The sequence below is a fragment of the Vibrio hyugaensis genome (genome assembly GCF_002906655.1).
In the GTDB taxonomy this organism is placed as follows: Bacteria; Pseudomonadota; Gammaproteobacteria; order Enterobacterales; family Vibrionaceae; genus Vibrio; species Vibrio hyugaensis.
The window spans coordinates 2,837,736-2,864,148 of the sequence record NZ_CP025794.1; the positions used below are offsets into that span (position 1 = coordinate 2,837,736).

At 45.7% G+C, this 26,413-nt stretch carries 18 protein-coding genes; 8 read left to right on the forward strand and 10 right to left on the reverse strand.

The window, feature by feature from the left end; all coding sequences use genetic code 11:
• Positions 1-33: 33 nt before the first annotated feature.
• The 8 genes from C1S74_RS14085 (at position 34) to C1S74_RS14120 (ending at position 11,588) form a co-directional block, all read left to right on the forward strand.
• On the forward strand, positions 34-2,349 hold the full coding sequence (locus C1S74_RS14085) for a patatin-like phospholipase family protein (RefSeq protein ID WP_045403797.1): 2,316 nt from the start codon (positions 34-36) through the stop codon (positions 2,347-2,349).
• A 269-nt stretch (positions 2,350-2,618) separates the two neighbouring features.
• Complete coding sequence (gene acnB / locus C1S74_RS14090; protein WP_038870528.1) at positions 2,619-5,207, forward strand: bifunctional aconitate hydratase 2/2-methylisocitrate dehydratase; 2,589 nt, start codon at positions 2,619-2,621, stop codon at positions 5,205-5,207.
• 309 nt (positions 5,208-5,516) lie between these two features.
• Complete coding sequence (locus C1S74_RS14095) at positions 5,517-5,885, forward strand: YacL family protein (RefSeq protein WP_038865812.1); 369 nt, start codon at positions 5,517-5,519, stop codon at positions 5,883-5,885.
• A gap of 188 nt (positions 5,886-6,073) precedes the next feature.
• On the forward strand, positions 6,074-6,412 hold the full coding sequence (locus C1S74_RS14100) for a P-II family nitrogen regulator (protein WP_005439398.1): 339 nt from the start codon (positions 6,074-6,076) through the stop codon (positions 6,410-6,412).
• Positions 6,413-6,437: 25 nt separating this feature from the next.
• Positions 6,438-7,667 carry an ammonium transporter gene (locus tag C1S74_RS14105; protein WP_045403800.1) on the forward strand — a complete coding sequence of 410 codons (1,230 nt, stop codon included), beginning with the start codon at positions 6,438-6,440 and terminating at the stop codon, positions 7,665-7,667.
• A gap of 151 nt (positions 7,668-7,818) precedes the next feature.
• Positions 7,819-8,832: a Fe(3+) ABC transporter substrate-binding protein gene (locus C1S74_RS14110; protein WP_045403803.1), complete on the forward strand. Its 1,014-nt coding sequence runs from the start codon at positions 7,819-7,821 to the stop codon at positions 8,830-8,832.
• A 99-nt stretch (positions 8,833-8,931) separates the two neighbouring features.
• Positions 8,932-10,557: an ABC transporter permease gene (locus C1S74_RS14115; RefSeq protein WP_045403805.1), complete on the forward strand. Its 1,626-nt coding sequence runs from the start codon at positions 8,932-8,934 to the stop codon at positions 10,555-10,557.
• Positions 10,557-11,588 carry an ABC transporter ATP-binding protein gene (locus C1S74_RS14120; protein WP_045403807.1) on the forward strand — a complete coding sequence of 344 codons (1,032 nt, stop codon included), beginning with the start codon at positions 10,557-10,559 and terminating at the stop codon, positions 11,586-11,588. The genes C1S74_RS14115 and C1S74_RS14120 overlap by 1 nt, the downstream gene beginning before the upstream one ends.
• A gap of 94 nt (positions 11,589-11,682) precedes the next feature.
• On the opposite strand, the gene C1S74_RS14125 is transcribed toward C1S74_RS14120, so the two are convergent.
• From C1S74_RS14125 to C1S74_RS14170, 10 genes are all read right to left on the reverse strand, one after another.
• Positions 11,683-13,095: a phosphoglucomutase/phosphomannomutase family protein gene (locus tag C1S74_RS14125; protein WP_038878937.1), complete on the reverse strand. Its 1,413-nt coding sequence runs from the start codon at positions 13,093-13,095 to the stop codon at positions 11,683-11,685.
• 126 nt (positions 13,096-13,221) lie between these two features.
• Positions 13,222-15,630: a glycoside hydrolase family 94 protein gene (locus C1S74_RS14130; protein WP_045403809.1), complete on the reverse strand. Its 2,409-nt coding sequence runs from the start codon at positions 15,628-15,630 to the stop codon at positions 13,222-13,224.
• Positions 15,631-15,714: 84 nt separating this feature from the next.
• A complete protein-coding gene (locus C1S74_RS14135) occupies positions 15,715-17,634 on the reverse strand; it encodes a beta-N-acetylhexosaminidase (RefSeq protein WP_045403811.1) in 1,920 nt (639 codons plus the stop codon).
• A gap of 8 nt (positions 17,635-17,642) precedes the next feature.
• A complete protein-coding gene (locus C1S74_RS14140; protein ID WP_045403813.1) occupies positions 17,643-18,533 on the reverse strand; it encodes a glucosamine kinase nucleotide-binding domain-containing protein in 891 nt (296 codons plus the stop codon).
• A gap of 2 nt (positions 18,534-18,535) precedes the next feature.
• A complete protein-coding gene (locus C1S74_RS14145; protein ID WP_045403815.1) occupies positions 18,536-20,275 on the reverse strand; it encodes a glycoside hydrolase family 9 protein in 1,740 nt (579 codons plus the stop codon).
• A 72-nt stretch (positions 20,276-20,347) separates the two neighbouring features.
• Positions 20,348-21,343, reverse strand: a complete 996-nt coding sequence (locus C1S74_RS14150) for an ABC transporter ATP-binding protein (RefSeq protein WP_042603152.1) — start codon at positions 21,341-21,343, stop codon at positions 20,348-20,350.
• 49 nt (positions 21,344-21,392) lie between these two features.
• Positions 21,393-22,376 carry an ABC transporter ATP-binding protein gene (locus tag C1S74_RS14155; protein WP_005386550.1) on the reverse strand — a complete coding sequence of 328 codons (984 nt, stop codon included), beginning with the start codon at positions 22,374-22,376 and terminating at the stop codon, positions 21,393-21,395.
• Positions 22,377-22,378: 2 nt separating this feature from the next.
• Positions 22,379-23,404 (reverse strand): ABC transporter permease, encoded by a 1,026-nt coding sequence (locus tag C1S74_RS14160; protein ID WP_039976207.1) that lies wholly within the window; start codon positions 23,402-23,404, stop codon positions 22,379-22,381.
• Between the two features lie 2 nt (positions 23,405-23,406).
• Complete coding sequence (locus tag C1S74_RS14165) at positions 23,407-24,393, reverse strand: ABC transporter permease (RefSeq protein WP_038865841.1); 987 nt, start codon at positions 24,391-24,393, stop codon at positions 23,407-23,409.
• Positions 24,394-24,563: 170 nt separating this feature from the next.
• Positions 24,564-26,246 (reverse strand): ABC transporter substrate-binding protein, encoded by a 1,683-nt coding sequence (locus C1S74_RS14170; RefSeq protein WP_045403818.1) that lies wholly within the window; start codon positions 26,244-26,246, stop codon positions 24,564-24,566.
• Between the last annotated feature and the right edge of the window lie 167 nt (positions 26,247-26,413).

Below are 26,413 nucleotides of genomic sequence, written 5' to 3' on the forward strand. Positions count from 1 at the left end.
TAGTTGATCAATATTCAGTAAAGGAAGATGTGAATGTTCAAAAAGATGTCCAATAGCCCGTTAGTGCATGGTTTTGCGCTTTGGGTCTGCTCCTTTTTGATTGCCACACCTTCCTTTGCAAAACATCTTGAAGAGGACGGTTCTCGCCCTAAAATTGCGGTGGTTCTCGCTGGTGGTGGTGCGAAAGGGGCTGCGCATATTGGTGTGCTCAAAGCCCTTGAAGAGATGAACATTCCGGTTGATATCATTACCGGCACCAGCATGGGGGCTTATGTTGGTGGTTTGTACTCGACAGGTATGAGTGCAGATGAAATCGAAAGCTTTATCTACAGTGTTGATTGGAACAGCGGTTACCGAGACAGAGTAGATCGCAGCCAACGTCGCGTTCGCGACAAAGAATACGAAGACCGCTACCAAATAACGACAGATCTTGGTCTGAGGTTTGGTGAGGTGCGTTCCCCAACTGGTGTTGTGCAAGGGCAGAACATGTTGCGCATTCTGCGCGAAACGACGGGCAATCTAGGACGCTTTGACTCTTTTGACCAACTTGCTATCCCTTATCGTTCTGTCGCGACTGACATCGTCGAGCTTGATGAAGTCGTGCTCGATAACGGTTACTTAGTTGATGCGATGATGGCGAGCATGTCGGTACCGGGCGCGCTTCCTCCATACGAGCTCAACGGTCATATGCTGGTGGATGGTGGCGTTGTCAATAACATGCCTGTCGACGTAGCGCGCGCGATGGGAGCGGATATAGTCATTGCGGTCGACATCAGTACAGATTATAAAAACAAAGAAGACTTCACTGGTTTGTTTGCAGTTGCGGATCAGTTGTCGAATTATTTGGTGCGTCGTAGCACTCAAGAGCAAGCGGAAACTCTGAAAGATGATGATGTTTACATTCGTCCAGATGTTGGGCAAATGGAAACCGTAGAATTTGAAAAGATGCCGAGTGCATTTCAAGCTGGCTACGACATCACGAAAAAACTCAAACCCAAGCTTGAATCCTTGAGTGTCTCTAACGCGGAATACCAGAAATATATCGAGCACAAACAAGACGTTCGTAAAGGATTAGAATATGGTGATGAGCGTGTCGTTGACCAGATCGTCATTGTTAATAATACCCACTACAGTGATGTGCTGCTCACCAATCGACTAGAGCTAGATACTGGTCGTCCATTGAAAACGGCTGAAATCGAAAAAGCGGTCGAAAATTTATATGCCTTGGATCGTTTTGAGCTGATCACTTATCACTTTGAAGAAATCGAAGGCGTTAACCTATTGGTTTTTGATGTTAATGAAAAATCGTGGGGGCCAAATTACCTCAACTTCCGATTTTTTCTTGAAGACGACTTTAATACCGAAAGCCAATACGGGATTGGAATTTCGTCTAATTTTACCAACCTCAACTCCCATGGCGCAGAGCTTACTCTTAATGTCGATATGGGAACCGATAAGCTAATCGAAGCGGAGCTTTACTCCCCAGTTCTGTCGAGTCAGGAATTGTTTGTTTCTGGCAAGGTGAACTACAACACCGAAAATCGTAATTTGCCTGTCAATGATTTCGAAAATCCGGATATCTCGTCGGTATATGATTATCTTCCAGTGTCCTACACCGAGTTCATTACTGAGCTTTCTGCTGGAGTTCAACCTACCTTGTGGCAAGAGTTTCGAGTGGGTGGGCGCTATACAAAAGGGTCGATAGAAGCATCTACCTTCTCCTCTTTTGGTGAACTTGATTACGAGCGCTTAGGTGTGTTTGCCAATTATCGATTAGATACGCTCGATGATTTTGCTTTCCCAACTCACGGGATGTTGATCGATTTGGATTACTTGGTGTCTCACGATAAGAGCCCAGAAGGGTTCCAACCGACCGAACCTGATGAAAAGATAGAAGACACTGTCTATGAAATTACCGCCCGTTTTAAAGGCGCTGTGACTCATAGCCGTCATACTTTAGTCGGACAGGCCGAATACAGTTTTGTCGAGAGTAAGAATTCTTCCGTTCCATTAGACCCTAGAGAGCTTGGTGGTTTCTTGAACTTATCCGGTATTCCACGTAATAGCCTCATAGGGCAAAACTTGTTCTATACCAGTTTAGTGTATCGCTATAAGTGGATGGACAATGATTTTGGATTGTTTGAAGCGCCCGTTTATCTAGGGGCTTCACTTGAACATGGTGGTGTTTGGTCAGACAACGACCTGAAACTCAATGAAGCACCACTGTATAACGCCGCATCGATTTTCTTTGGTGTTGATTCGCCAATTGGACCAATCATGTTGGCATACGGTCGTACGGAGCAAGATTTAGACGCTGTGTACTTGATCGTTGGAACATCATTTAAATAACCGGGACAAGGACAGCAAAATCTCCGCATATTTAGCCAAAATAAACAGGACTTTAGTCGTAAGTTGCTATGTTGGTCAAAATGATGAGATTTTAATTTAAGGTTAAATTTGCTATCCTTTCGCCCACAGTTTGGCCTCTGCGGCGCTGTTTCTCAATCAAGAATTGAATGAAAACAAGGGCAATGGAGAGCCAAGTTTCCAAGGATGTTCACTCCTTTACTTTTAAAAACAGTAATAAGAAGGAGGAACCGCAATGAGAGGAAAAAGTCGTGCTTGAAGCCTACCGTAAACACGTCGAAGAGCGTGCTGCCGAAGGAGTTGTTCCTAAACCGCTAGACGCAGAACAAGTTGCTGGACTTGTTGAACTTCTGAAAAATCCCCCGCAAGGTGAAGAAGCCTTTATTCTTGACCTGCTAGAGAACCGTATCCCACCGGGCGTAGACGAAGCGGCTTATGTTAAAGCTGGCTTTTTGACGGCGGTTGCTAAAGGCGAAGTATCGTCTCCACTTGTTAGCCGTGAAAAGGCAGCAGAATTACTAGGTACGATGCAAGGTGGTTATAACATCGCTCCGCTCGTCGAGTTTTTAGATGATGATGTTCTTGCCGCTATAGCAGCAAAAGCACTGTCTCATACCCTGTTAATGTTTGATGCTTTCTATGATGTTGAAGAAAAAGCGAAAGCGGGCAACACGTTCGCTCAACAAGTTCTTCAATCTTGGGCGGAAGCCGAGTGGTTTACAACGAAAGAGAAAGTAGCGGAAAAAATCACGGTTAAAGTCTTTAAGGTAACCGGTGAAACTAACACCGATGATCTGTCTCCAGCTCCAGATGCTTGGTCTCGTCCAGATATTCCAGTACACGCGAAAGCGATGCTTAAGATGGAACGTGATGGCATCAACCCGGATCAACCTGGCAGCGTTGGTCCAATCAACCAAATTGAAGAACTGCAAAAAGACGGCATTCCACTAGCATACGTAGGTGATGTTGTTGGTACGGGTTCTTCGCGTAAATCAGCGACCAACTCAGTATTATGGTTTATGGGCGAAGATATCCCATTTGTACCAAACAAGCGTACTGGTGGTATCTGTCTAGGCGGTAAGATTGCGCCTATCTTCTACAATACGATGGAAGATTCAGGAGCGTTACCAATTGAACTAAACGTACAAGACATGAATATGGGCGATGTGATCGACATTTACCCGTACGAAGGTGTGGTTCGTAAAGAAGGTTCTGAGATCTCAAGCTTTGAACTGAGTAAAGTGCTGCTTGATGAGGTACGTGCTGGTGGTCGTATTCCATTGATCATCGGTCGTGGTCTAACGAGCCGTGCTCGAGTAGCTCTTGGTCTTGAAGAGACAGATTTGTTTGCTAAACCCGTTGATCCAACTGCTTCTGACAAAGGTTATACATTAGCTCAGAAGATGGTAGGTAAAGCATGTGGCGTAGAAGGTGTGCGTGCTGGTCAATATTGTGAGCCTAAGATGACAACGGTAGGTTCTCAGGATACGACAGGCCCTATGACGCGTGATGAGCTAAAAGATCTTGCGTGTCTTGGTTTCTCAGCGGATCTCGTGATGCAGTCATTCTGTCATACGTCAGCATATCCGAAACCAGTCGACGTGAACACGCACCACACACTACCTGATTTCATTATGAACCGTGGCGGTGTATCGCTTCGTCCAGGCGATGGTGTTATCCACTCATGGCTGAACCGTATGCTTCTGCCAGATACTGTTGGTACTGGTGGTGATTCGCATACTCGTTTCCCTCTGGGTATTTCATTCCCAGCAGGTTCTGGTCTAGTGGCATTTGCAGCAGCAACAGGCGTTATGCCTCTTGATATGCCTGAATCAATCTTGGTTCGTTTTAAAGGTGAGATGCAGCCAGGTATCACGCTACGTGATCTTGTACACGCCATTCCTCTATACGGTATCAAGCAAGGCCTGTTAACAGTAGAGAAAGCGGGTAAGATCAACGAATTCTCAGGCCGTGTCCTAGAAATTGAAGGTGTTGAACACCTGTCTGTGGAACAAGCATTTGAACTTTCAGATGCATCGGCAGAGCGCTCAGCAGCGGGTTGTACTGTGAAGCTTTCTCAAGAGTCGATTGATGAATACCTAAACTCGAACATCACTATGCTTAAATGGATGATTTCGGAAGGTTACGGTGACCGTCGTACAATCGAACGTCGTATTACTGCGATGGAAGAGTGGTTAGCAAACCCAGAGTTGATGGAAGCAGATTCAGACGCTGAATACGCACATGTGATTGAAATCGATCTAGCGGAAATCAACGAACCAATTCTTTGTGCACCTAACGATCCAGATGATGCGCGTCTTCTGTCTGACGTTCAGGGTACTCAGATTGATGAAGTATTTATCGGTTCTTGTATGACGAACATTGGTCACTTCCGTGCAGCAGGTAAATTGCTCGACAAGTTTAACGGCCAGCTTGATACTCGCTTATGGGTAGCACCACCAACCAAGATGGACCGTGACCAACTAACTGAAGAAGGTTACTACGGTATTTATGGCCGTGCCGGCGTTCGTATTGAAACGCCAGGGTGCTCGCTATGTATGGGTAACCAGGCTCGTGTTGCGGATAAAGCAACGGTAATGTCGACGTCTACTCGTAACTTCCCGAATCGTCTAGGTACTGGTGCGAACGTTTATCTATCATCGGCTGAACTTGCAGCGGTTGGTGCGATTCTAGGTAAGATTCCAACTAAGGAAGAATACCTGTCTTACATGGACCAGATTGATGCGACAGCAGCAGACACATACCGCTACTTGAATTTCCACAAGATGGAACAGTACACCAAGAAAGCAGATGATGTGATCTTCCAAGAGCCTGCATAATCTTAGCAAGTTTTGTTAATACTTGAATAAGCGCTCACCGATTGGTGGGCGTTTTTTTTGCAGAACGCTTCGCTCTAAGTGTTGGGAGGTACATGCAGGAATATTAGAGATAAATGCATGGGCTCAAAGGTGTTGACAGTAATTGTTCCTAAATCGGCAAAATGAAATCGTCTCTCGTCTCTCGTCTCTCGTCTCTCGTCTCTCGTCTCTCGTCTCTCGTCTCTCGTCTCTCGTCTCTCGTCTCTCGCTTCTCCCATCCAACATCTCCCTGTATACTCCGCACCAAATTGATACGAAAAGGCGATCACGATGGAATTTGAATTCATCCGCAACACATTGATGGGCGAATACTATGTCAAATGCAGCATGGGGCATGAGATTGTGGGTCGTTGGTTGCAAGAAGAAATAGGCAAAGACCCAGCAAAAATTGCTCAGGTAGAAGCTTTAATTAATCAGGCATTTTCTTCGCCATCTCAAGAGCATAGATTAACCGGTGCAGAGATCAGTTTGATGATCCACGGTGATGAGGTGCTAGTGCAAGAAAACGCACTGGGCCATGAGTATGAAGTGGAAATGGAAAGCGAGTTTGATTTCTACGATGCAGAGAGTACAGCCAGCTGTGGTATAGAAGATTTTTGTGCCTTGATAGAGCAATGGAAAGACTTTTTGAACATTTAATGCACAGTTTTGGGTAGTCAGACTTGAATTGCCTTATATTTGTGAAAAGGGCGCACCGATATGGTGCGCCCTTTTTGTTTATAAGTTTGTTAATTTTACTAATTCTATATAAATCAATGGGATAAAAAGTTGGCACGCCGCTTGGATTAATAAAACTGTTTCAGGATGAAAGCTGCGGAGAAGATTCAATGAAAATCATTAATGCCATTATAAAACCTTTTAAGTTAGACGATGTACGCGAAGCATTGGCTGATGTTGGTATTGAAGGGATGACAGTATCAGAGGTTAAGGGTTTTGGTCGTCAGAAAGGCCACACGGAGCTATACCGTGGCGCTGAGTATCAAGTCGACTTTCTACCAAAAGTAAAACTAGAAATCGCTACCCATGCAGACAATGTGGAGCGCGTGGTAGAAGCCATCACTAAAGCGGCGCAAACCGGCAAGATTGGTGACGGTAAGATTTTTGTCTACGACTTAAACCAAGCGGTGCGTATACGTACTGGTGAAATGGACGCAGAAGCACTTTAAGAATTCAAGGGATTGGAGAACTATCATGGAATTAACAACTACAGTAACGGAATTACGTTACGCACTCGACACTTTTTTCTTCCTCATTTCCGGTGCGTTAGTCATGTGGATGGCAGCAGGTTTCGCCATGCTGGAAGCGGGCTTAGTTCGCTCTAAAAACACAACAGAAATTCTAACTAAAAACATCTGTCTTTACGCGATCGCTTGTACCATGTTCCTATTGGTCGGCTACAACATTATGTATGTAGATAACGGTGAAGGCGGTTGGTTACCATCATTTGGTGCACTAATTGGCACACAAGGTGAAGGTGCAGACCACTCTCTAGAGTCGGACTTCTTCTTCCAAGTCGTATTTGTAGCAACAGCAATGTCAGTGGTTTCTGGCGCGGTTGCAGAGCGTATGAAGCTTTGGTCTTTCCTCATCTTTTCAGCAGTACTGACGGCATTTATCTATCCAATGGAAGGTTACTGGACTTGGGGTGGTGGTTTCCTATCAGAAGCAGGCTTTAGTGACTTTGCGGGTTCAGGTATCGTACACATGGCCGGTGCTTCAGCAGCATTAGCAGGCGTACTATTACTGGGTGCTCGTAAAGGTAAATACGGTAAAAACGGCGAAATCTACCCAATCCCAGGTTCAAACATGCCTCTCGCTACATTGGGTACGTTCATCCTTTGGTTCGGTTGGTTCGGTTTCAACGGCGGTTCTCAACTTATGGTTTCGGATTTTGAGAACGCGACTGCAGTTGGTCAAATTTTCCTAAACACCAACGCTGCAGCTGCTGCAGGTGCAATTGCCGCACTATTTGTATGTAAGACAACATGGGGCAAAGCTGATCTGACAATGATTCTAAACGGTGCGTTGGCTGGTCTAGTTGCGATTACCGCAGACCCTCTATCACCATCACCGCTTTATGCTGTAGCAATTGGTGCGGTATCAGGTGCGCTAGTGGTATTCAGCATCATTGCTTTGGATAAGATTAAGATTGATGATCCTGTCGGTGCTATCTCAGTTCACGGTGTGTGTGGTTTCTTTGGTCTAATGGTTGTGCCACTGAGCAACGGTGATGCAACGTTTGGTGCACAGCTTCTAGGTGCGGCAGTTATCTTTGCTTGGGTATTTGGTGCAAGCCTAGTGGTATGGGCTATCTTGAAAGCGACAATCGGTATCCGCGTGTCGGAAGACGAAGAGCTAGAAGGTATGGATATGCACGACTGTGGTGTTGGCGCTTACCCAGAATTCGTGACTGTGAAATAACGCTCACAATGTAATAAATAGTTACAAACTTAACATTAAAAAACCTGCTCCAATGAGCAGGTTTTTTTATTGATTAATTGTTTTCTTATTGAACATGCATATAATAACGCAACTGATAAACGTTATCATTAGCATGGTAAAGGATTAAACAATGAAAAAACTGCTAACTCTTTCAGCGATTACTTGCGCTACTCTGGCTCCAACAGCAATGGCTGCTGAAGAAGTGAACGTCTACTCTTACCGTCAACCTTTCCTAGTTGAACCAATGTTCAACGAGTTCACTAAAGAAACTGGCATTAAAGTAAACGTGAAGTTTGCGAAAAAAGGTCTAGCAGAGAAGTTGGCTCAGGAAGGCGAATACAGCCCAGCTGACGTAATCCTTACTACAGACATCAGCCGTCTAGCTGAACTGACTAACAAAGGTCTAGTTCAAAAGGTAGACAGCAAAATCATCGAAGAAAACGTACCAGCACAGTACCAAGACAAAGAAAACGAGTGGTTTGCTCTGACTCTACGTACTCGTAACGTTTACTCTTCACGTGACCGTGTTGGCAAACTAGGTAACGACTTCAACTACGCGGATCTAGCGAAGCCAGAATTCAAAGGCAAAATCTGTACTCGTAGCGGTAAGCACCCTTACAACGTATCTCTAGTGTCTTCTATGATCGCACACCACGGTGAAGCTGAGACAAAAGAATGGCTAGAAGGCGTAAAAGCGAACCTAGCTCGTAAGCCTCAAGGTAACGACCGTGCTCAAGTTAAAGCAATCAAAGAAGGTCTATGTGATGTTTCTTTAGGTAACAGCTACTACCTAGGTAAAATGGTTAACGACAAAGAGCAAAAGGCTTGGGCTGACGCGGTATACATTAACTTCCCTAACCAAGAGACAACAGGTACACACGTAAACATCTCTGGTATGGCGATGGCGAAGTTCTCTCCAAACAAAGACAATGCTGTGAAGCTAATGGAATTCCTAACGGGTGACAAAGCGCAGCAAATGTACGCAGAAGTAAACTACGAGTACCCAGTGAAGGAAGGTGTTAAGCGTTCTGAGCTTGTGGAATCTTGGGGTGGCTACAAAGCAGATACGATTTCTCTAGACGACATTGCTTCTCACCATGAAGCGGCAATTAAGCTACTAGATGAAGTGAAATTTGACCTTTAATTCTATGTGGGGGTATAACTGTACCCCCATTTAATTAAAGGATATGAGATGTATTTGCAACTGCATTTGTATTTCATAAAGCCTTGCAGTATTTAGGCAATGAAGAATAAATATTCTCTATGGAAAACCAGTAGTGGGGCGATCACCCTGTTACTGGTTTTGCCGATCTTAGCGATCTTCTATACCGCCATTGGCGAGACGGATGACCTGTTCACACACTTGATGTCGACGGTCATGCCTACCTACATCTATAACACCGTAGTTCTGACTGCTGGTGTGATGCTCCTTTCTTTGATTCTCGGTATTCCAAGTGCTTGGTTTATGGCTATGTGTAAATTGCCAACTGAGAAGTGGCTGCAGTGGGCATTAGTTCTCCCGCTTGCGATGCCGGGTTATATCATTGGTTACATTTTTACGGATTGGTTTGATTTTGCTGGGCCAATTCAAATCTTCTTGCGTGATATAACGGGGTGGGGACCTAGTGAATATTGGTTCCCTGATATTCGTACCTTAGGTGGTGCGACGTTCGTTCTTTCTCTTGTTCTTTACCCATATGTTTACTTGCTTTGTCGAGCTGCATTTATGGAGCAGAACGTCTCTCTACTACAAAGTGCGCGCTTACTCAAATGTTCCCCTTGGGAGAGCTTTTGGCGTATCTCTTTGCCGCTTGTAAGGCCTTCTATTGCTGTCGGCTTATCTCTGGTCGCTATGGAAACTATTGGTGACTTCGGAACCGTCAGCTATTTTGCGGTGAATACGCTAACTACGGCGGTTTACGATACTTGGCTTGGGTATTCGAACCTAAATGCGGCAGCGAAAATTTCAGCAATGATGTTGATGATTGTGGTGTTGTTACTGAGTGCTGAACGCTACAGTCGCCGTAAGCAGAAGCTGTTCCAAAGTCAGTTTAATAGTCATGAAGACTTCCGCTATGAGCTACGAGGTTGGCGAAAGTGGGGTGCATTAGTTTGGTGTTGGGGCTTGGTGGCAATCGCGTTTATCTTCCCATTGCTACAGTTAATTGATTACGCCATCACTTACTTTGCACAAAGTTGGACGCCGGAGTTTCGTGAATACGCATGGAACAGTTTGGTGGTGTCAGTCGTGGCAGCAATCATTGGTGTTGCGATTGCGTTGACCGTGAACTTCAGTCAACGCGTAAACGGCGGCCGCTCTAGCTTAGCGTTTATGCGTTTGTCATCGTTGGGCTATGCCGTCCCTGGTACGGTACTGGCTATCGGTGTGATGGTTGCGGTGTTGTTTATGGATCACCGTGTTAACGATATTGCTAAAGCGATGGAATGGGGTAGACCTGGGCTTATTTTCTCTGGCTCTATGTTTGCGCTGATTTTCGCGATGGTGGTACGTTTCTCGGCTGTTGCAATTGGCAGTGTGGAAAGTAACTTAAATAAGATCTCTCCATCGCTGGATATGGCTTCCCGTACCATGGGCTGTACGCCAAATACCATGCTTTGGCGAGTGCACTTCCCGTTGGTTAAACGTGGTGCCCTAATTGCTGGTTTGTTGGTGTTTATTGAGTCAATGAAAGAGCTCAATGCTGCGTTACTATTGCGACCATTTAACTTTGAAACCTTGGCGACGTATGTATATAACTTCGCTTCGGATGAGCATTTAGAACTTGCTGCTCTGCCAGCAGTATTACTGGTCCTTGTTGGGTTAATCCCGCTTGTAGTTGTTAATCGTTCACTGGAGCAAAGTCACTGATGAGCTGCGCATTATCCATTAAAAACCTAACTTGTCAGTATGACGACCAGACTGTCCTTGAATCACTTTCTCTCGAAGTTGAGCAAGGGCAGATTGTCTGCCTACTTGGCGCGAGTGGCTGCGGTAAAACAACGCTTTTGAAAGCGATTGCTGGCCTGCTTCCTCTGAGTTCAGGTCAAATGAGTTTGAACTGTCTTACGATTGATGACGGTAAAAACTGGCTACCACCAGAGCAGCGTAATATCGGTATGATCTTCCAAGATTACGCTTTGTTCCCGCACCTGACAGTCGCTGAGAACATTGCTTTTGGTTTGAAGAATGAAACGGCGCAGCAAAAGCTGATTAAAGTCGAAGAGATGCTCAGCTTGGTTCACCTTAAAGGTTACGGTGACCGTTATCCTCACCAACTTTCTGGCGGCCAGCAGCAACGTGTGGCGATTGCTCGTTCATTGGCTTACAAACCAGACCTTCTGTTGTTGGATGAACCGTTTTCCAATATTGATACCCAAGTTCGTCATGAACTGATCCGTGAGATCCGTAAAATCTTCAAAGAACAGGGGGTTACCGCGATCTTTGTCACCCATAGCCGTGAAGAAGCTTTTGCTTTTGCCGATAAGATGGCAGTGATGAACCATGGTGTGATTGAGCAGTACGGCACGGCATCTGAACTTTACTACCAGCCTTCGAGCAAATTTGTTGCGGACTTCTTAGGTGGTGGTAGCTACCTTGTTGCGAAGAGAATTTCCGACAATGAATATCAAACCCACCTAGGTGTGGTGGAAGCCAATGCTCAGCAGGAAATCCAAGTAGATGATGAGTGTGCATTACTGCTTCGTCCTCAACATGTTCAAATTACTGCGGATGAAGAGAGTGCAATCAAAGTACTTGAACAGCACTTTATGGGGGATCACTGTCGCTACGTGATAGATGTCAATGGTGACCGACTGTTGGCTACTTCAGCTCAGGCGTTGAATGTTGGAGATAGTGTGATGGTAAAAGTTGAAACCCAAGGTGTGTTAGCTTTCGCGTAATGTTTACATCTATAAAAATAAAAAAGCCCGGCGCTGATGCCGGGCAAGTGTTCTTCACCTATAGGATTGTGCTCAAAGCGAGCACAAGGTTCAGTTATAAAGACAAGAAGTCTTTAAACTGTTGAAGAACACGTTCTGCAGTGTCCTTATCTTGCATTTCTGCAAAAATTCGTAGTAGTGGCTCAGTACCTGAGAAGCGAGCAATAATCCAACCGCCGTTCTTGAAGTACACTTTCGCACCGTCTTCGTAGCTGACTTTCTCGATCTCAAATTCAAACTCAGGCAACTGCTTCTCAACATAAATCTTGTTGAACAGCACTTCTTTTTGCGCAGGTTTGAACTTGCAATCGCCTTCTGCCATGTAGGCATATCCGTACTTGCCGTAGATTTCATCCAGTAACTCAGACAGTTTCTTACCAGTGACTGAAATCATTTCTACTAATAGGCTTGATGCAAATACGCCATCTTTGCCTTTAATATGGCCACGAATAGTTAAGCCGCCAGAGCTTTCACCGCCAATTAGTGAGTCGTCAGCTTCCATTTGAGAGCTGATGTGCTTAAAGCCTACAGGTACTTCAAAGCACTTCTCACCGTGGTCTTCCGCAACTTTGTCTAACAAGTGTGTTGTTGCGATATTACGCACTACTGAACCTGTCCAACCTTTGTATTCGAGCAAGTAGTAGTAAAGCAGCAGTAGCACTTCATTCGGGTGAATAAAGTTGCCTTTCTCGTCGATAATACCAAGACGGTCCGCATCACCATCGGTACCAATACCGATGTCATAGCCTTCTTGCTCGACAAGGTGCATCAAGCGGTAAAGGGTTGCTGCACTTGGTGATGGCATTAAGCCGCCAAAGTCAGGGTTCTTACCGTCGTTGATTACGTCTACTTCACAGCGGCCGTTAATCAATACGGTTTGCAGCGCATTTTTAGCAACACCAAACATCGGGTCGACCAAAACGCGAAGGTTCGCTTTTTTGATGGCTTCAATGTCGATAAAGTCGATGATCGAATCGACGAACTCGTTCATCGGGTTAATAATATCAATCAGTTTGTCTTGTACTGCTTGATCAAAATCGACGCTTTTCACATCTTGTGCTGTAAGCGTTGCGATTTGAGACTCAATTTTTTCTGTGATGATTTCATCGGCATCACGACCACCTTCGATGAAGACTTTGATGCCGTTATAATCCGCAGGGTTGTGTGAGGCTGTAATACACGCTGAGTATGCACAGCCCATCTCTTTTGCTTTAAACATCACGATAGGCGTCGGCACGAACTTATCGATAAAGCTAACTACGATGCCATTTGCCGCCAAAACTTCAGCAAACCAGCGACCAGCTTTATCAGAAAGAAAACGGCGGTCATAACCGATAATAAAGCCGCGATCAGCAACGGACTCTGCGTTGGTAATGTTTGCGACTGCTTGAGCAACCAAACGTACATTATCTTTAGTGAACTCCTCACCAATAAATGCACGCCAGCCGCCTGTACCAAATTTGATCATGATTCGATCCTCGATAAGAGCGGCATCCCACCGCTTCTTAAATCTTTGCTAGCAACCCGATGCACTTATCGAATTCAAGTGCATCGGATAAATCAAAAGGGGGATAAGAACTCCCCAAAAACCTGATTAACCTAGAGTAACGATAACTTCGTTTACAGAGTCTTCAGCTTGAACTGGTACAGAAGCACCACTTACTGCTTCACCGTTCACTGTAATCGACTTAACACCTTTGCTTACTGAATCAGGGTTAACCACTTTGATGTTGTACGTTGCACCTAGCCACTGACGAGTCACTTCGAAACCAGGCCAGTTAGTTGGGATACAAGGATCGATAGTTAGGCCATCGAAGCCTGTACGCACACCAAGGATAAAGTTGGTAACAGCGAAGTAAGCCCAGCCAGATGTACCTGTTAGCCATGGGTGGTTTGCACGACCGTGGTCTTGGTGGTCACGACCCATGATGAACTGAACGTATGAGTAAGGTTCTGCAATACGTTTTTCAATGATGTCGTTTTGGTTGTATGGGTTTAGTGCATCGTAGAACTTCATTGCGCGGTCACCACGACCTAGTTTTGCTTCAGCAACCCAAGCCCATGGGTTTGGATGCGAGAAGATAGCGCCGTTCTCTTTTACGCCTTGGTAAACACGAGTCACGAAACCGATGTCATCGTTCGGCGTTGCAAATGATGGTGAGTTTAGGTGCAGGCCGTACTCAGAGAAAAGGTTCTCATCGACTGCGTCCATCGCTTTTTCACCGCGCTCTTGAGAAACCGCACCAGAAAGTACTGCTAGCGTGTTTGACTCAAGGTGCACTCGGCCTTCAGCTTGTTGCGCTGTACCGATCTTGTCACCATTTTTCGTTAGACCACGGATGTACCAACCGCCTTCGTCGTCCCAAAGGTGTGTTTCACACGCTTCACGCACGTTTGCTGCCATTTCCGTGTATTTCTCAACATCCGCTTCTTTGCCTAGGTATTTCGCTAGGTCGATAAACTCTTGCAGTGCCCAGAAGTGAAGGAACGATACCATTGAAGATTCGCCACCACCTAGGTTCAGACAGTCGTTCCAGTCTGCGCGCAGACCTTTACAGATACCCGTTTGACCCACGTATTCAGCCGAGAAGTCTAGTGCTGCTTTCATGTGGTCATAAACGCTTGCATCGCCGCCATCTGCGTAAGGGATCACTTCGTCGAAGAAGCTGTGCTCACCCGTTTCCATCACGTACTTACAGATGGTTGGGACTAGCCATAGGTGATCATCAGAACACGTGTCTTCGATGCCGTGGATCTTGTCTTCATCAGAAGGAGTTGGAACGACGGTTGGAGATTTAGATGGCTTAACATCAGCTTTCTCTGGATCGAACCAGTCTGGATCGAACAGGTGCAGACCGTAACCTGCTTTCACTTGGCCACGAAGTAGGTCAACAAGACGCTTGCGGGTCATTGCTGGGTTGGCGTGAGGAACAGAAATCGCATCTTGCGCTGTATCGCGGTAGCCAAGACCAGTACGACCACCCACTTCGATGAATGAAGCAAAACGAGACCAAACCACACAGGTTTCTGCTTGGTATAGGGTCCAAGCGTTGATCATGGTATCTAGACCTTCGTTTGGTGATTTCACTTGGAATTTATTACAACGCTCATCCCAGTGTGCTTTGATGCCCGCAAATGCATTGTCTACTTCAGCGAGATCTTGGTATTTAGCGCGAAGGCGGTCGCCGTTGCCTTTACCGATACCTAGGATGTATGCGAAACGAACTTCTTCACCTGGTTGGATAGTAAATTGCTTGTGTAGAGATCCACAGTGGTTGTAACACGTTTGTGCCGTGTTAGAACATTTACCTTGTTCTACTGCTAGCGGGTTTGCTTCGTCGCGGTATAGACCTAGGAAGCTGTCACGTTGGCCGTCGTATGAATCTGGGTCAAACGTTGAAGCTAGGTAGTAGAAACCTTCGAAATCGTTGGTGTTGTAGTACAAGTCGTATTCAATCACACCTTCATTGTAAGACGTGCCTGCAGAGTACAGAGACATCTGGTGGTTTTGGTTGTCTGATTGAATATGGCTGAACGAAAATTCTACAAACGAGAATGCACTGATTGTACGCGGCTTGTCTGAAGTGTTCTTGATAACCACATCCCAAACTTCAGCGTCTTCGCCTTTTGGTACGAACAGTGTTTTCGTTGCTGTAATGCCGTTGTATTCACATTTGAACTTAGAGTAAGACAAGCCATGGCGAACTTCGTAGTTTGCTTCGTCTAGGCTTTTTGCAACTGGTTGCCAAGAGATTGACCAGTAATCACCTGTCTCATCATCACGTAGGTAAACGTAGTGCCCAGGGCGATCGAATGTCGCGTTTGGACGGAATTTAGTAACACGGTTGTATTCTGGAGAGTTGTAGAACGAGTAGCCGCCTGCGTTGTGCGAGATAACGGTACAGAACTTCTCAGTACCTAGGTAGTTAGTCCATGGCGCTGGTACGTCAGGGCGAGTGATGACGTATTCGCGATTCTCGTTATCGAAATAGCCGTATTTCATTTGTGTATTTCCTTTTTACAATACTGCGTTTGCAGTCAAATTTAATAATTCTTTAAGCACGATGTATTGTCATCTAGCTTGGTATTACTTCCACGGTTTACGGTAATTCACTCCCTGCAAATCAAGCAGAGGAAGGTGTCCTTTCAAACGTGATAAATAGTCGGTCCAATCGCGGTGTTGTTTCTCAGTCCAACATGCTTCTGCCATGGCTGTTAAGCGAGGGAAAATCATGTAGTCCATACGCGATGGGTTGTTGATGATTTCGCACCACAAGGCAGTTTGAATGCCCCAAATGCGCTTTCTGATTGGGTCATCAGCAGGGACTTCTGCTAATGGCTCATAGTTGTATGCTTTCTCTAATGGCAATGGGTTTGCCCAGTCCACACCTGGCTCTTCTGGTGCATAGTCTTGAGTCATGTCGAGGTAGGTGGTTTGCGCTGGTTGCAGCACTACATCAAAACCTTGGCGAGCACAGTTCAATGCCGCTTCTTCGCTTAGCCATGAGTAGATCACCGTATCTTTACTGACCTTGTTGCCGTGTTGAGCTTCTTCCCAACCCAGCATGCGTTTGCCTAATTTTCGTAGCTTGTCTTCTGCATGACGTAAGAAGTGCCCTTGTAGCTCTTTGTAGTCGGTATAACCCAATTGCTCCATAAGAGCTTGGCAAGAAGGGCTCTTAGACCACACGCCGTTAGGTACTTCGTCTGCACCAATGTGGACATAAGGCGCTGGGAATAGAGCTGCTACTTCTTCAAGTACTTTGTCGATAAACTCGTAGCTACCCGGCAGGGCAGGGTTGATGACATTATCGTTGTAGTGCTGAATGCTGCGGTATTCGGTCTTGTCTTCCGCTTCAACAAGTAGGTGTGGCAGAGATTTGATTGCTGCGCGGCAATGCCCAGGAACGTCAATCTCAGGGATGATAGTGATGCCGCGCTGTGCTGCAAAAGCCACCACGTCTTTAATTTGCTCTTGGGTGTAGAAACCGCCGTAACGCTGAGTTAAATGGGTGTATTGCGGTTCGATGGTTTCATCGATACCACGCCACGCGCCGATGTCCGTTAGTTGAGGCAAGGATTTAATCTCGACACGCCAACCTTCATCGTCCGTTAGGTGCCAATGGAAGGTATTGAATTTGTAATGTGCCAACAAATTGATGAGGCGTTTTACTTGCTCTACAGAATGGAAATGACGAGCGCAGTCCAACATCATGCCACGGTAGCGAAAGCGAGGACTGTCTTTAATTGTGCAACAGACAACATCCATGGTATTGGTATGCCCATCATGCTTCATTAATTGCAATAGAGTTGCACAAGCGTGAGTAAAGCCGGATGAAGAACCCGCTTCAATTTTGATCGACTCTTCAGATATTTTAAGTCTGTAAGTACCTTCGTCCAGTGTTGGGTTACTTTTGAATAAGATTTTCCCACTGTTAGAAGAAGACAATTTGAATTGGTGAATGCGTTCAAGCTCTTCCAGCAACCATGCTTTTGCTGAATTCGCTAAATCTGTGTATATCGCGACACCAACTTGCTCATCGAAGCTAAACGACTGGTCACTCACTTCAATATAGTTGGGTTTTGGTAATAAAGGCTGTGCATGCGTTAAGCTTGCTGGAATATCACTGCGTTCACGATAAGGTGAGGCCAAAACGATAGGAGTAACATCAACTTGTGCGCGTTGTGGGTTTCCATCAACGACAAAGTCGATCATGGCTTCATTAAATCCATCCGAGTAATAACGGAATGGGTTTGAACCAATACTGAATTCACAGTAATAGTGATGGTTGGCAGCCAGTACCATACCTTCCGGTTTAAGTGTGCAAAAGCTACCAATTTGAGTCAGTTGACCATTTGAAACGCTGTCTGGAAGAATATAGCGGTCGAAAGCGAAAGTCAGGCTCCAACTGTTTAAGTCTTGGTCGCTCAAATTGTGAAAGGTGAGTCCAAAACGGCAGTTTTGTTTTTGCTCAGAAAGGACCACTAGATCAACACGATATTCCATGTTCACTCCTACTCAACACTCACGGCGTAAAGGTTATGCTCTGGTTTACCAGCAAACATAATAGCTCCTTCAATCGCATCAAATTGAGGCTCTACCACCCATTGTTGAACAGGAGGTGACAGCCAATGCAGGATGCGTTCAGCAATACCGCCCATTAAGCAAATACGAGTCGCCCCGCGTTTGTTTAACGCAACCAGAAACATCTCAATATCGGCAGCGGTCTGCTTAAGCATTTCAATCGCCAGTGCATCACCTTGTTCTGCATGTTGGAAAATTGCTGGAGAAAATTGACCGTAATCGCGAGGTAGAGCTTGTTTAGACCATGCCACTACGTTGTCGATGTCATTTTCAAAATGAGCCATGACATGCGCTGCTAGAGGTGTTTTTTCACGGATGCCATCTTCTGCTAGCAAGACTTGTTGAATCAGGCGTAATCCCATTACTGCGCCGCCGCCTTGGTCGGAGATCGGGAACTCACGTCCACCAACAACGTGTTGCTCAAGGCCTTTCAGGAAAATACCGCAAGAACCGGTTCCAGCAATCATGATTGCGCCATCTTTACCGCTGTGCGCGCCAATACAAGCACCGTAAGCATCAGTGTTGAGTGTCATACTGGCAAATGGGTGTTCCAAAGCCATGAATGCTTGCCAAGAGGTTTTGTGTTCAGCTCCCGCAAGAGCTAAGCCAACGTGCATAGAGGCAAAGTCTTGCTGAGTAAGGCCACCCTGTTGGGCTGCTGAAGCTATTGATTCAAGAATGGATGCCATTGCGACTTCCGCTCCCAGCATGATGTTTGCACTGCCGCTTTTCGCTTCACCAATGAAGTTACCTTGCGCGTCTTTGATACGGGCTCGGCATGAAGTGCCGCCGCCGTCAATACCTACAAAATACATCCCCATGGTTATTGCTCCTTAATTTCTTGAGAGTTCGCTAAAGTCGAGATGTGCTGAGCCTGACTCATTACTGCGAGTAGGTACCAAGCGCCATGCGGGATCCATTGTTCTCCCCAACGCCAGTTCTGAAGCATGTCGTCTTTCTGTGCTGGTGGATTAAATGCAATGTCTTCCTCATCTTCGAAACCGCCGGTGATACCGTTGCAAACGCCACCTTTTGCGTTGAAGAAACCATATTGAGGAAGGTAGTCCGGATTGTTACGGCCATGACCGTCCAACATGCACATGTCGTACGGGTTCAGACCAACAATCCAGTTGATAGAATCTTGTGCGAGTTTTGAAAGCTGTTGTTTTAGAATTTCTGACTCGATAAAAGGTTGTGCCAAATACGCCATGGTTGCCAGTGAACCCAAGCGAGCATTTTCACCTTGCCACCAGTAACCCGATTCATTGTTGTGTGCCACAAAGAACGCATCACGCTTCGCTTCGTCTACGCCTTTTACATATTGGCGTGGGTAACCAAATGGGTTCTTCACTTTATTGGTGATTGCGACTTCAAACTCACAAGCTTGGGTGATGATTTGTTTTGCTACTGAAGCGCGCTCAGAGTCGTCTTCAATCGCCAAGTATTCGCATAGCGCAATAACCGGAAGTCCTGCTTCTGCCGCATGGAAGTAAGGGCGGCTGCCATCTTGATTGGCTGCCCAAAAATGTTGAATGTACTCATCACTCATTTGACGAGCAGAAAGACGGTTTGCCCATACGCGGCTTTCTTCTAGGTAGCGGGTTTCTTTGGTGGTCTTGAATAGCTCAACGGCTGCAAGCAATGCGCAGTATTCATCGATGATGTTCTCTTCACCATCGTTTAGATATTGGGTGTTGTGCTCTTTTAAATGCCAGTAGCCGTTTTCTGCTGCATTACGGTATTTTTGTTGGTCGAACTCACCGTGAAACTCTAGACGTGCTGCTGAAGCTAATGCTGCAATGCTAATGCCAGCTCCTTGTCGGTAACCGGCTTGGTAGTCATCAAACTTATGACCAAGTTGGGTTTCGTAGGCGCAGATTTCACGTTGAGCTATGTCTTTACTCCACTTGTCGAACACCGTCATGTAGAAGAAGCCTTTTTCGTTTTGCATACGAACAAGGAAGTCTGCACCGAACAGTGCTTCTTCAATAAGGCGAGTAGAAGTGAATTTAGCCAGTTTGTCGTTGCCTTCAAGCAGAGACAAACCTTTCAACATGTTCCACACCACCATTGGTGTCTGCTGTGGGTTTAGGTAGTTTGCGTATGACAAATGACTCAGATATTTACTGACATCGCCTGAAGCGTCATACCAACCGCCGTGAACATCTGTGGTTTCGTCGGAATTTAGCAGTGGAACCTGACGATCTTGTTGATCAAAAATGCCACCACAACGTTGAGACTTAAAGTAGTGGATCACGTCAGATAGTGTTTGATCGAGAAGAATATGTTCACCAATTTCAAAGTGAGATGAACGCAAATGATCGAAACGAAGGTAGTAGTTACCAGGAGTATTAAATGAAGAAAAGTCTACAAGATAGAAATGACCTTGATGCCAGCTCGCTACTTTGCCTTGCTTTTCCACTGTTAGCGTAGCGACAGTTTGGTGGCTGTCCGCACAAACCAATAAAGCAGTATAAGAAGACAGACGTGGTTGGCTTGTCTGGATGATCGCTTTTTTAGGGCCCAGACGCTCGTAACCAATGTGGTTAGTCAGTAGCAGCATTCAAATTTCTCCGGGAAACAATAAAATATAAAGGGAAAAAGGGGCCAGATTTATACCTGACCCTCGTTATGATTAATCTTCAAATAAGTAACAACGAACAAAGTGGTTGTCAGATAGCTGAGTTACAGCAGGCAGTCGCTCACGACATTTGTCTGTGGCATGAACACAGCGTCCTGCGAATGGACAACCAACTGATTCTGGCGTCCAAAGTGGTATCTCGCCTTTGTTGCCTTTCAACTTCTCGTGGATTGACTTCGATGGATCAGGAACGGCAGAAACCAGTAGTTGTGTGTATGGGTGTTGAGGTTTATGAATGATTTCCTCTGTATCGCCCCATTCAACCATGTGGCCTACATACATAACCGCAAGATCTTCAGCGATGTAACGCGCTGTCGCGATATCGTGCGTGATGTAAAGCAGAGACATTTGTTTCTCAAACTTCATTTCTTCCATCAGGTTAAGAACACCGGCACGGATCGATACATCAAGCATTGATGTTGGTTCGTCAGCCAGTACCACTTCTGCACCAACCGCAATGTTACGAGCCAAGTTCACACGCTGGCGTTGACCGCCAGAAAGTTGATGTGGGAATTTTTGGGCAGTTTCCTTTGGTGGAATAAGACCAACTTGTTCCAGCAGGTCATACACGCGTTCTTCCAGTTCCTTTTTATTGCCCGGTGATACCTTTTTGTGGATCAACAGTGGTCGAGCAATATGGTGGAAAATGTTGTGTGTTGGGTTTAGCGAGCCGAACGGGTCTTGCCATACCATTTGCACACCTTCACGGTAAGTCATCAAATCGTGACGAGAAGTGATGTCTTGGATATCACGACCTTTGTATTCAATGATGCCATCGGTTGGTGCGTACATTTTAGCAATCATTTTTGCAGTAGTAGACTTACCTGAACCAGATTCACCTACCACTGACAAGCCGCGGCTCTTGTACATTTTGAAAGATACGTCGTTGATTGCACGCATCTTAGATTGTTTGATTGAGTTACTGTTTAAAGGGAAGTCCTTAACGACATTTTTACCTTCAATCAGCAGTTCGCCGAATTGTTTGCTCATAATTCTCTCCAGTGTAATTTTTGTTCTTAGCTAGCGTTATTTTTTGTTGTTAAACCTTAGCTTGAGCAATGGTGTCGCCGTACAAATGACAATTTGAGAGACGACCTGGTTCAATTTGACGTAGTTGGGTTGGTACTCGTGTACATGCTTCATGTACGCGGTCGCAACGAGCTTGGAAGCGGCAACCTTGTGGCACTTCTAGCAAGTTCAGCGGGTTGCCTGGAATACCAGTCAATTTGGTCTTTGGACCAGTTAGTGGAGGGAAAGAGCTACCCAAACCTTTGGTGTAAGGGTGGTAAGGACTTTCCAGAATCTGCTTAGAAGGTGCAACTTCAATTAATTCACCTGAGTACATGATGCCGATACGGTCAGAAAACTCGACCATTAAAGACAAATCATGCGTGATGAACAGGATTGAGAAACCAAACTCTTCTTTAAGCGCGTAAATCTTTTGTAGAATTTCACGTTGAACTACTACATCTAGTGCGGTAGTTGGTTCGTCCATGATGATCATTTTTGGATTCAGAGCCAAAGCGATTGCGATGACTAGACGCTGACGCATACCACCGGAGAACTGGTGTGGGTAGTCGCTTAAGCGGCTAGGGTGGATATCAACGATTTCCAGCAGACCTTCAGCTCGTGTTTTTGCTTGAGCACGCGTCATATTGGTATGACGCATGATGACGTCGCAGAACTGTTCTTCCATAGTAAGAACAGGGTTCAAAGCGTTCATCGCACTCTGGAATACCATCGACATTTCGCTCCAACGGAACGCTTGCATACGGTCATCGCTGTACTGGAGGATATCTTCACCATTGAAGATAACCTCACCACCAGTGATAAACGCTGGCGGCTTATGAAGGCGCATTAGCGAGAAGGCAACAGTCGATTTACCACAGCCTGATTCACCTGCTAGGCCGAATACTTCGCCGGGTGCGATGTCAAAGCTGACGTTGTTACAGGCGCGGACATCGCCCGCATCTGTAATGTAGTCTACGCATAGGTTACGGATAGAAATTAGTGGTGCAGTCATGATTATTTATCTCCGCTCCATAGTGCATTTTGTGGTGCCAGTTCAGGCTCACGCTCTTTCTTGTCTTTTGCTGCTAGTTTCTTCCAGCGCTTCATGCCTTTGTGAGAGCGAAGCTGCGGGTTCGCAATTTCATCAACGGCGAAGTTAAGTAGAGCAAGACCTGTAACCAGTAACGTTAGTGCAATACAAGGTGCTAGAACTTCCCACCATGCGCCGATTAGCATCGCCGATGAGGTTTGTACGTTGTACAGCATGATGCCCCAACTGATGGTGTTCGCATCGCCCAGACCTAGGAACGAGATTACGGCTTCCGTGTTGATTGCTAGCATTACTGAACCGATGAAGCTTGCACCTACGATTGGGATAAGGTTTGGTAGAATCTCAACGAAGATGATACGAAGAGATGACTCACCAAGAACCTCAGCCGCTTTAACAAATTCTTTTTCACGCAAGGCCATGGTTTGAGCTCGAACCACACGTGCACCCCAAGCCCAGGAGGTACCGGCAATGATTAATGCAATGGTGAGTGGCCCAGCCTCCCCGATAAAGGCGGCAAGTACAAACAGCAGCGGTAATTGTGGAATAACCAGCATGATGTTCATTGCGGCACTTAACACGTCATCAACACGACCACCAAAGTAACCAGCAGAGATACCGATAACCGTTGCTAGGAAACACACGATAACACCAGCACCGAAACCAACACCTAGAGATACTCGCGCGCCGTATGCCACTTGAGACCAAATGTCACGACCCATGCGAGACGTACCTAGAACGTGGTCCGCTTTTTTCGACATGATAAGCGTGCGACGGTCGTCGGCTAGATTTTTAGCCACCCAGCCATCAGGATTGTTTTGCGCTTGTTTTACAACAAAACCAGGGTATTCATGTGGGTTACCCGTGCGTTTGTCTGGTGCGTGTTGAGTAATTAAAGGAGCAGCCACTGCAACAAAGATAAACAAAGCGATAATGGCTAAACCAACACGTGCGAACGCGTTACCTAAAATCAGTTTAAATAGTTCTTTCATGATTATTTGCCTCCCTTACGTAGGCGAGGGTCTAGAATCATGTACAGCATGTCAGCCATTAAGTTGAAGCACAGCATGAACATAGTCATGATAATTAGCTGACCTTGAAGTACTTGGTAGTCACGTGCGTGAATTGCGTTTAGAAGCACCGTGCCTAGGCCTGGGTAGTTGAAGATCATCTCGATGATAAGCTGACCACCGATTGCCATACCTAGAGACATTGAAAGTGCAGTAACACTTGGTAGTAGCGCGTTACGTGCAGCGTAGTTAAATACAACACGGTTTTGGCTTAGACCTTTACCCTTTGCCATCGTGATGTAGTCTTCAGCAAGAAGGTTGATCATGTTGTTACGCATGTTTACTAGGAAGCCACCAATCTGAACAATCGTTGCACAGAACAATGGAAGAACCGCGTGATAACCAACGTCCTTTATGAATTCCCAGCTTGTCCAGTCAGGAATGGTACCCGGTGTGTAAGCGTAACCAGATGGGAACCATTTAAGACCTATTGCAAAAATAAACAGCGCTAACATCGCGATAACCATCTGCGGGATTGCTTGGATAATCAGCGTTCCAGGCGTTACAAATGCATCGTATTTGCTACCACGTTTCCATGCTGCAAAGATACCCAGTACAGATGCAATAGAGAATGAAAGTACAACTGCCGTACCTGCTAGGAATAGTGACCAACCAAATGCACTACCTAGTAGAGAGTTAACTGAAAGCGGGTAGAACTGGATAGAAGTACCTAGCTCCCAGCTTAGAATGTTTTTAATGTACGACAGGTATTGAACATAAATTGGACCATCAACGAAACCTAACAGCTCTTTCATTGCTGCGATTCGCTCTGGTGTTACCTGTACTGATGCGTTAGCAAACATCATGGTAACTGGGTCACCAGGCATTGCTCGCGGAATAATGAAGTTTAACGTCGCTGCAACCAAGAGCGCGACAAGATAGAACGACAAACGTCTTAAAAAATAACCCATAACTCACACCTTACTCACCCAGATTTTTTCCCTGTTTCTGGTTTCAGGTCGCTCCTAGCGAAATTTAGAGCGAAAAATCCCCTGACGACGAGCGCCATATGTTGGTTTGGTCACAAGGGGATTTTTATAGGCGGCACACGGGATGTGTGCCGCTAGAAATGAACTTCTACTTATTTAACTGGTTTTAGATCCAATACGTGAAGTAGACGCTCTGGGATACCAGCCCAAATGTTTGGACGGCCCTTAGGATTTTCTTCGTTCCACCAACCAGTGAAGCGAGTTGTGTTGTATTGGTACATGTAAGCACCAGACAATACAGGGATAGTCACTTGGTCTTGAGCGATGATTTGCTGGATACCGTGAGCGATTTCTAGCTGTTCTTGCTTATCAGCTGTTTTGTAGAAGCTGTTAAGTAGGCCATCTAGCTTATCGTTCTTGTAGAAGTGCATCGCGAAACGAGGCATACCGTCGCCAGACTGAAGCGCTGAGTTGTAAGCACTGTTCCAGTAAGTGTATGGGTCTGCACCGTGGAAGTAGTTGGTGTACGCAACATCGTAAGTACCTTCAAGCATTGCTTGGTTGTACACAGAGAAGTCTGGTGTACGAGCACGTGCTTTGATGCCTACTTCTGCAAGTTGCTCAACAGCAAGCTGTACAGTGTTGTTGAAGTCAGTCCAACCGTTTGGCGATTGAATTAGAAGCTCGAAAGACTTACCTGATGGTGTGTCAACAAAACCATCTTTGTTTACGTCTTTAAAGCCTGCTTTAGCTAGAAGTTGCTTAGCGCCTTCAGCGTTGTATGAGTTGTAAGCTTTGAACTTGTCATGAGTCTTTTCGTCAGACCAAGCTTCGAATGCGTAGCCAAGGCCAGATGCGAAGTCGTTCACAGTACCGCCGCCGTAGAAAGCGATATCAATGATAGTTTGACGGTCAAGAGCCATAGAGAATGCACGACGGAAGTCAACGTTAGTTAGTGCTTCGTTTTTCGCTGCATCTGGGTTCTTGAAGTTTACAACGAATGCCTGTGTACCTGCTGGCGGGTACCAGTAGTGGTGTTTAGGGCTCGCTGCTGCGTAAGTACGGTCGATATCTGGAACGAATGAAGAAGTCCAGTCCATCTCACCGTTTACAACTTTACCTAGGAATTGGTCGTTGTTTGCGATTTGTGGAACACGTAGACAGTCAACGTCTAGGTTCGTTGCATCCCAGTAGTTAGGGTTTTCACACTGGATGTACAGTTGAGGAGTGAAAGTATCGATCACTGTGAATGGGCCAGAACCTACTGGATTTTCGTTAGTGAATGTTGATGGATCTTTCACTTTGCTCCATACGTGCTTAGGTACTACTGGTACTTTAGCAATTTCGTAAGGAACGTTTGAGTTTGCTTCGCTTAGGCGGAACTTAACTTGGTAATCGTTAATTTTATCTACGCCAGTTACCCAAGAGTTGATACCAGATTGGTCTAGCTCTGGCTTCTCTTTAACTAGGTTGAAAGAGTAAACAACGTCATCAGCGGTAAACGCTTCGCCGTCAGACCATTTTACGCCTTTACGGATATCGAAAGTTACGCTCATTAGGTCGTCAGACATTTGGAAGTTTTCTGCTAGACGGAATACCGGTGTGTTACCGTGCATTTCGTTGAAAACAACTAGTGGCTCGTAGATAAAGTCAGTAGTTGTGTGCAGGTTTGTTGCACCCAAGAAAGGGTTAAAGTTACGAACAAAAGTTGTAAACTCTTTAGGGTGGATAGTCAGTTCACTGCGCTCAGCGGCTGTAGCTACTGATGCAAAACCTGTAGTAGCCGTTGCAATAATTGCTGTTGCTAGTGCTGTTTTTTTAATATTGGCAAGCATAGCTGTTCCTTACTATTTGCTTTCATTTCACTAATGGAATTGAATGTTATCAATTGATAAACACTCTCCAAGGCCCACCTCTTCACTACACTTCAAATTGTGTCGCTTTAAGAGTGGCCTGTAGGCCTTAGGCAGGACTAAGAAAACACCTTATCCACAAAATAATC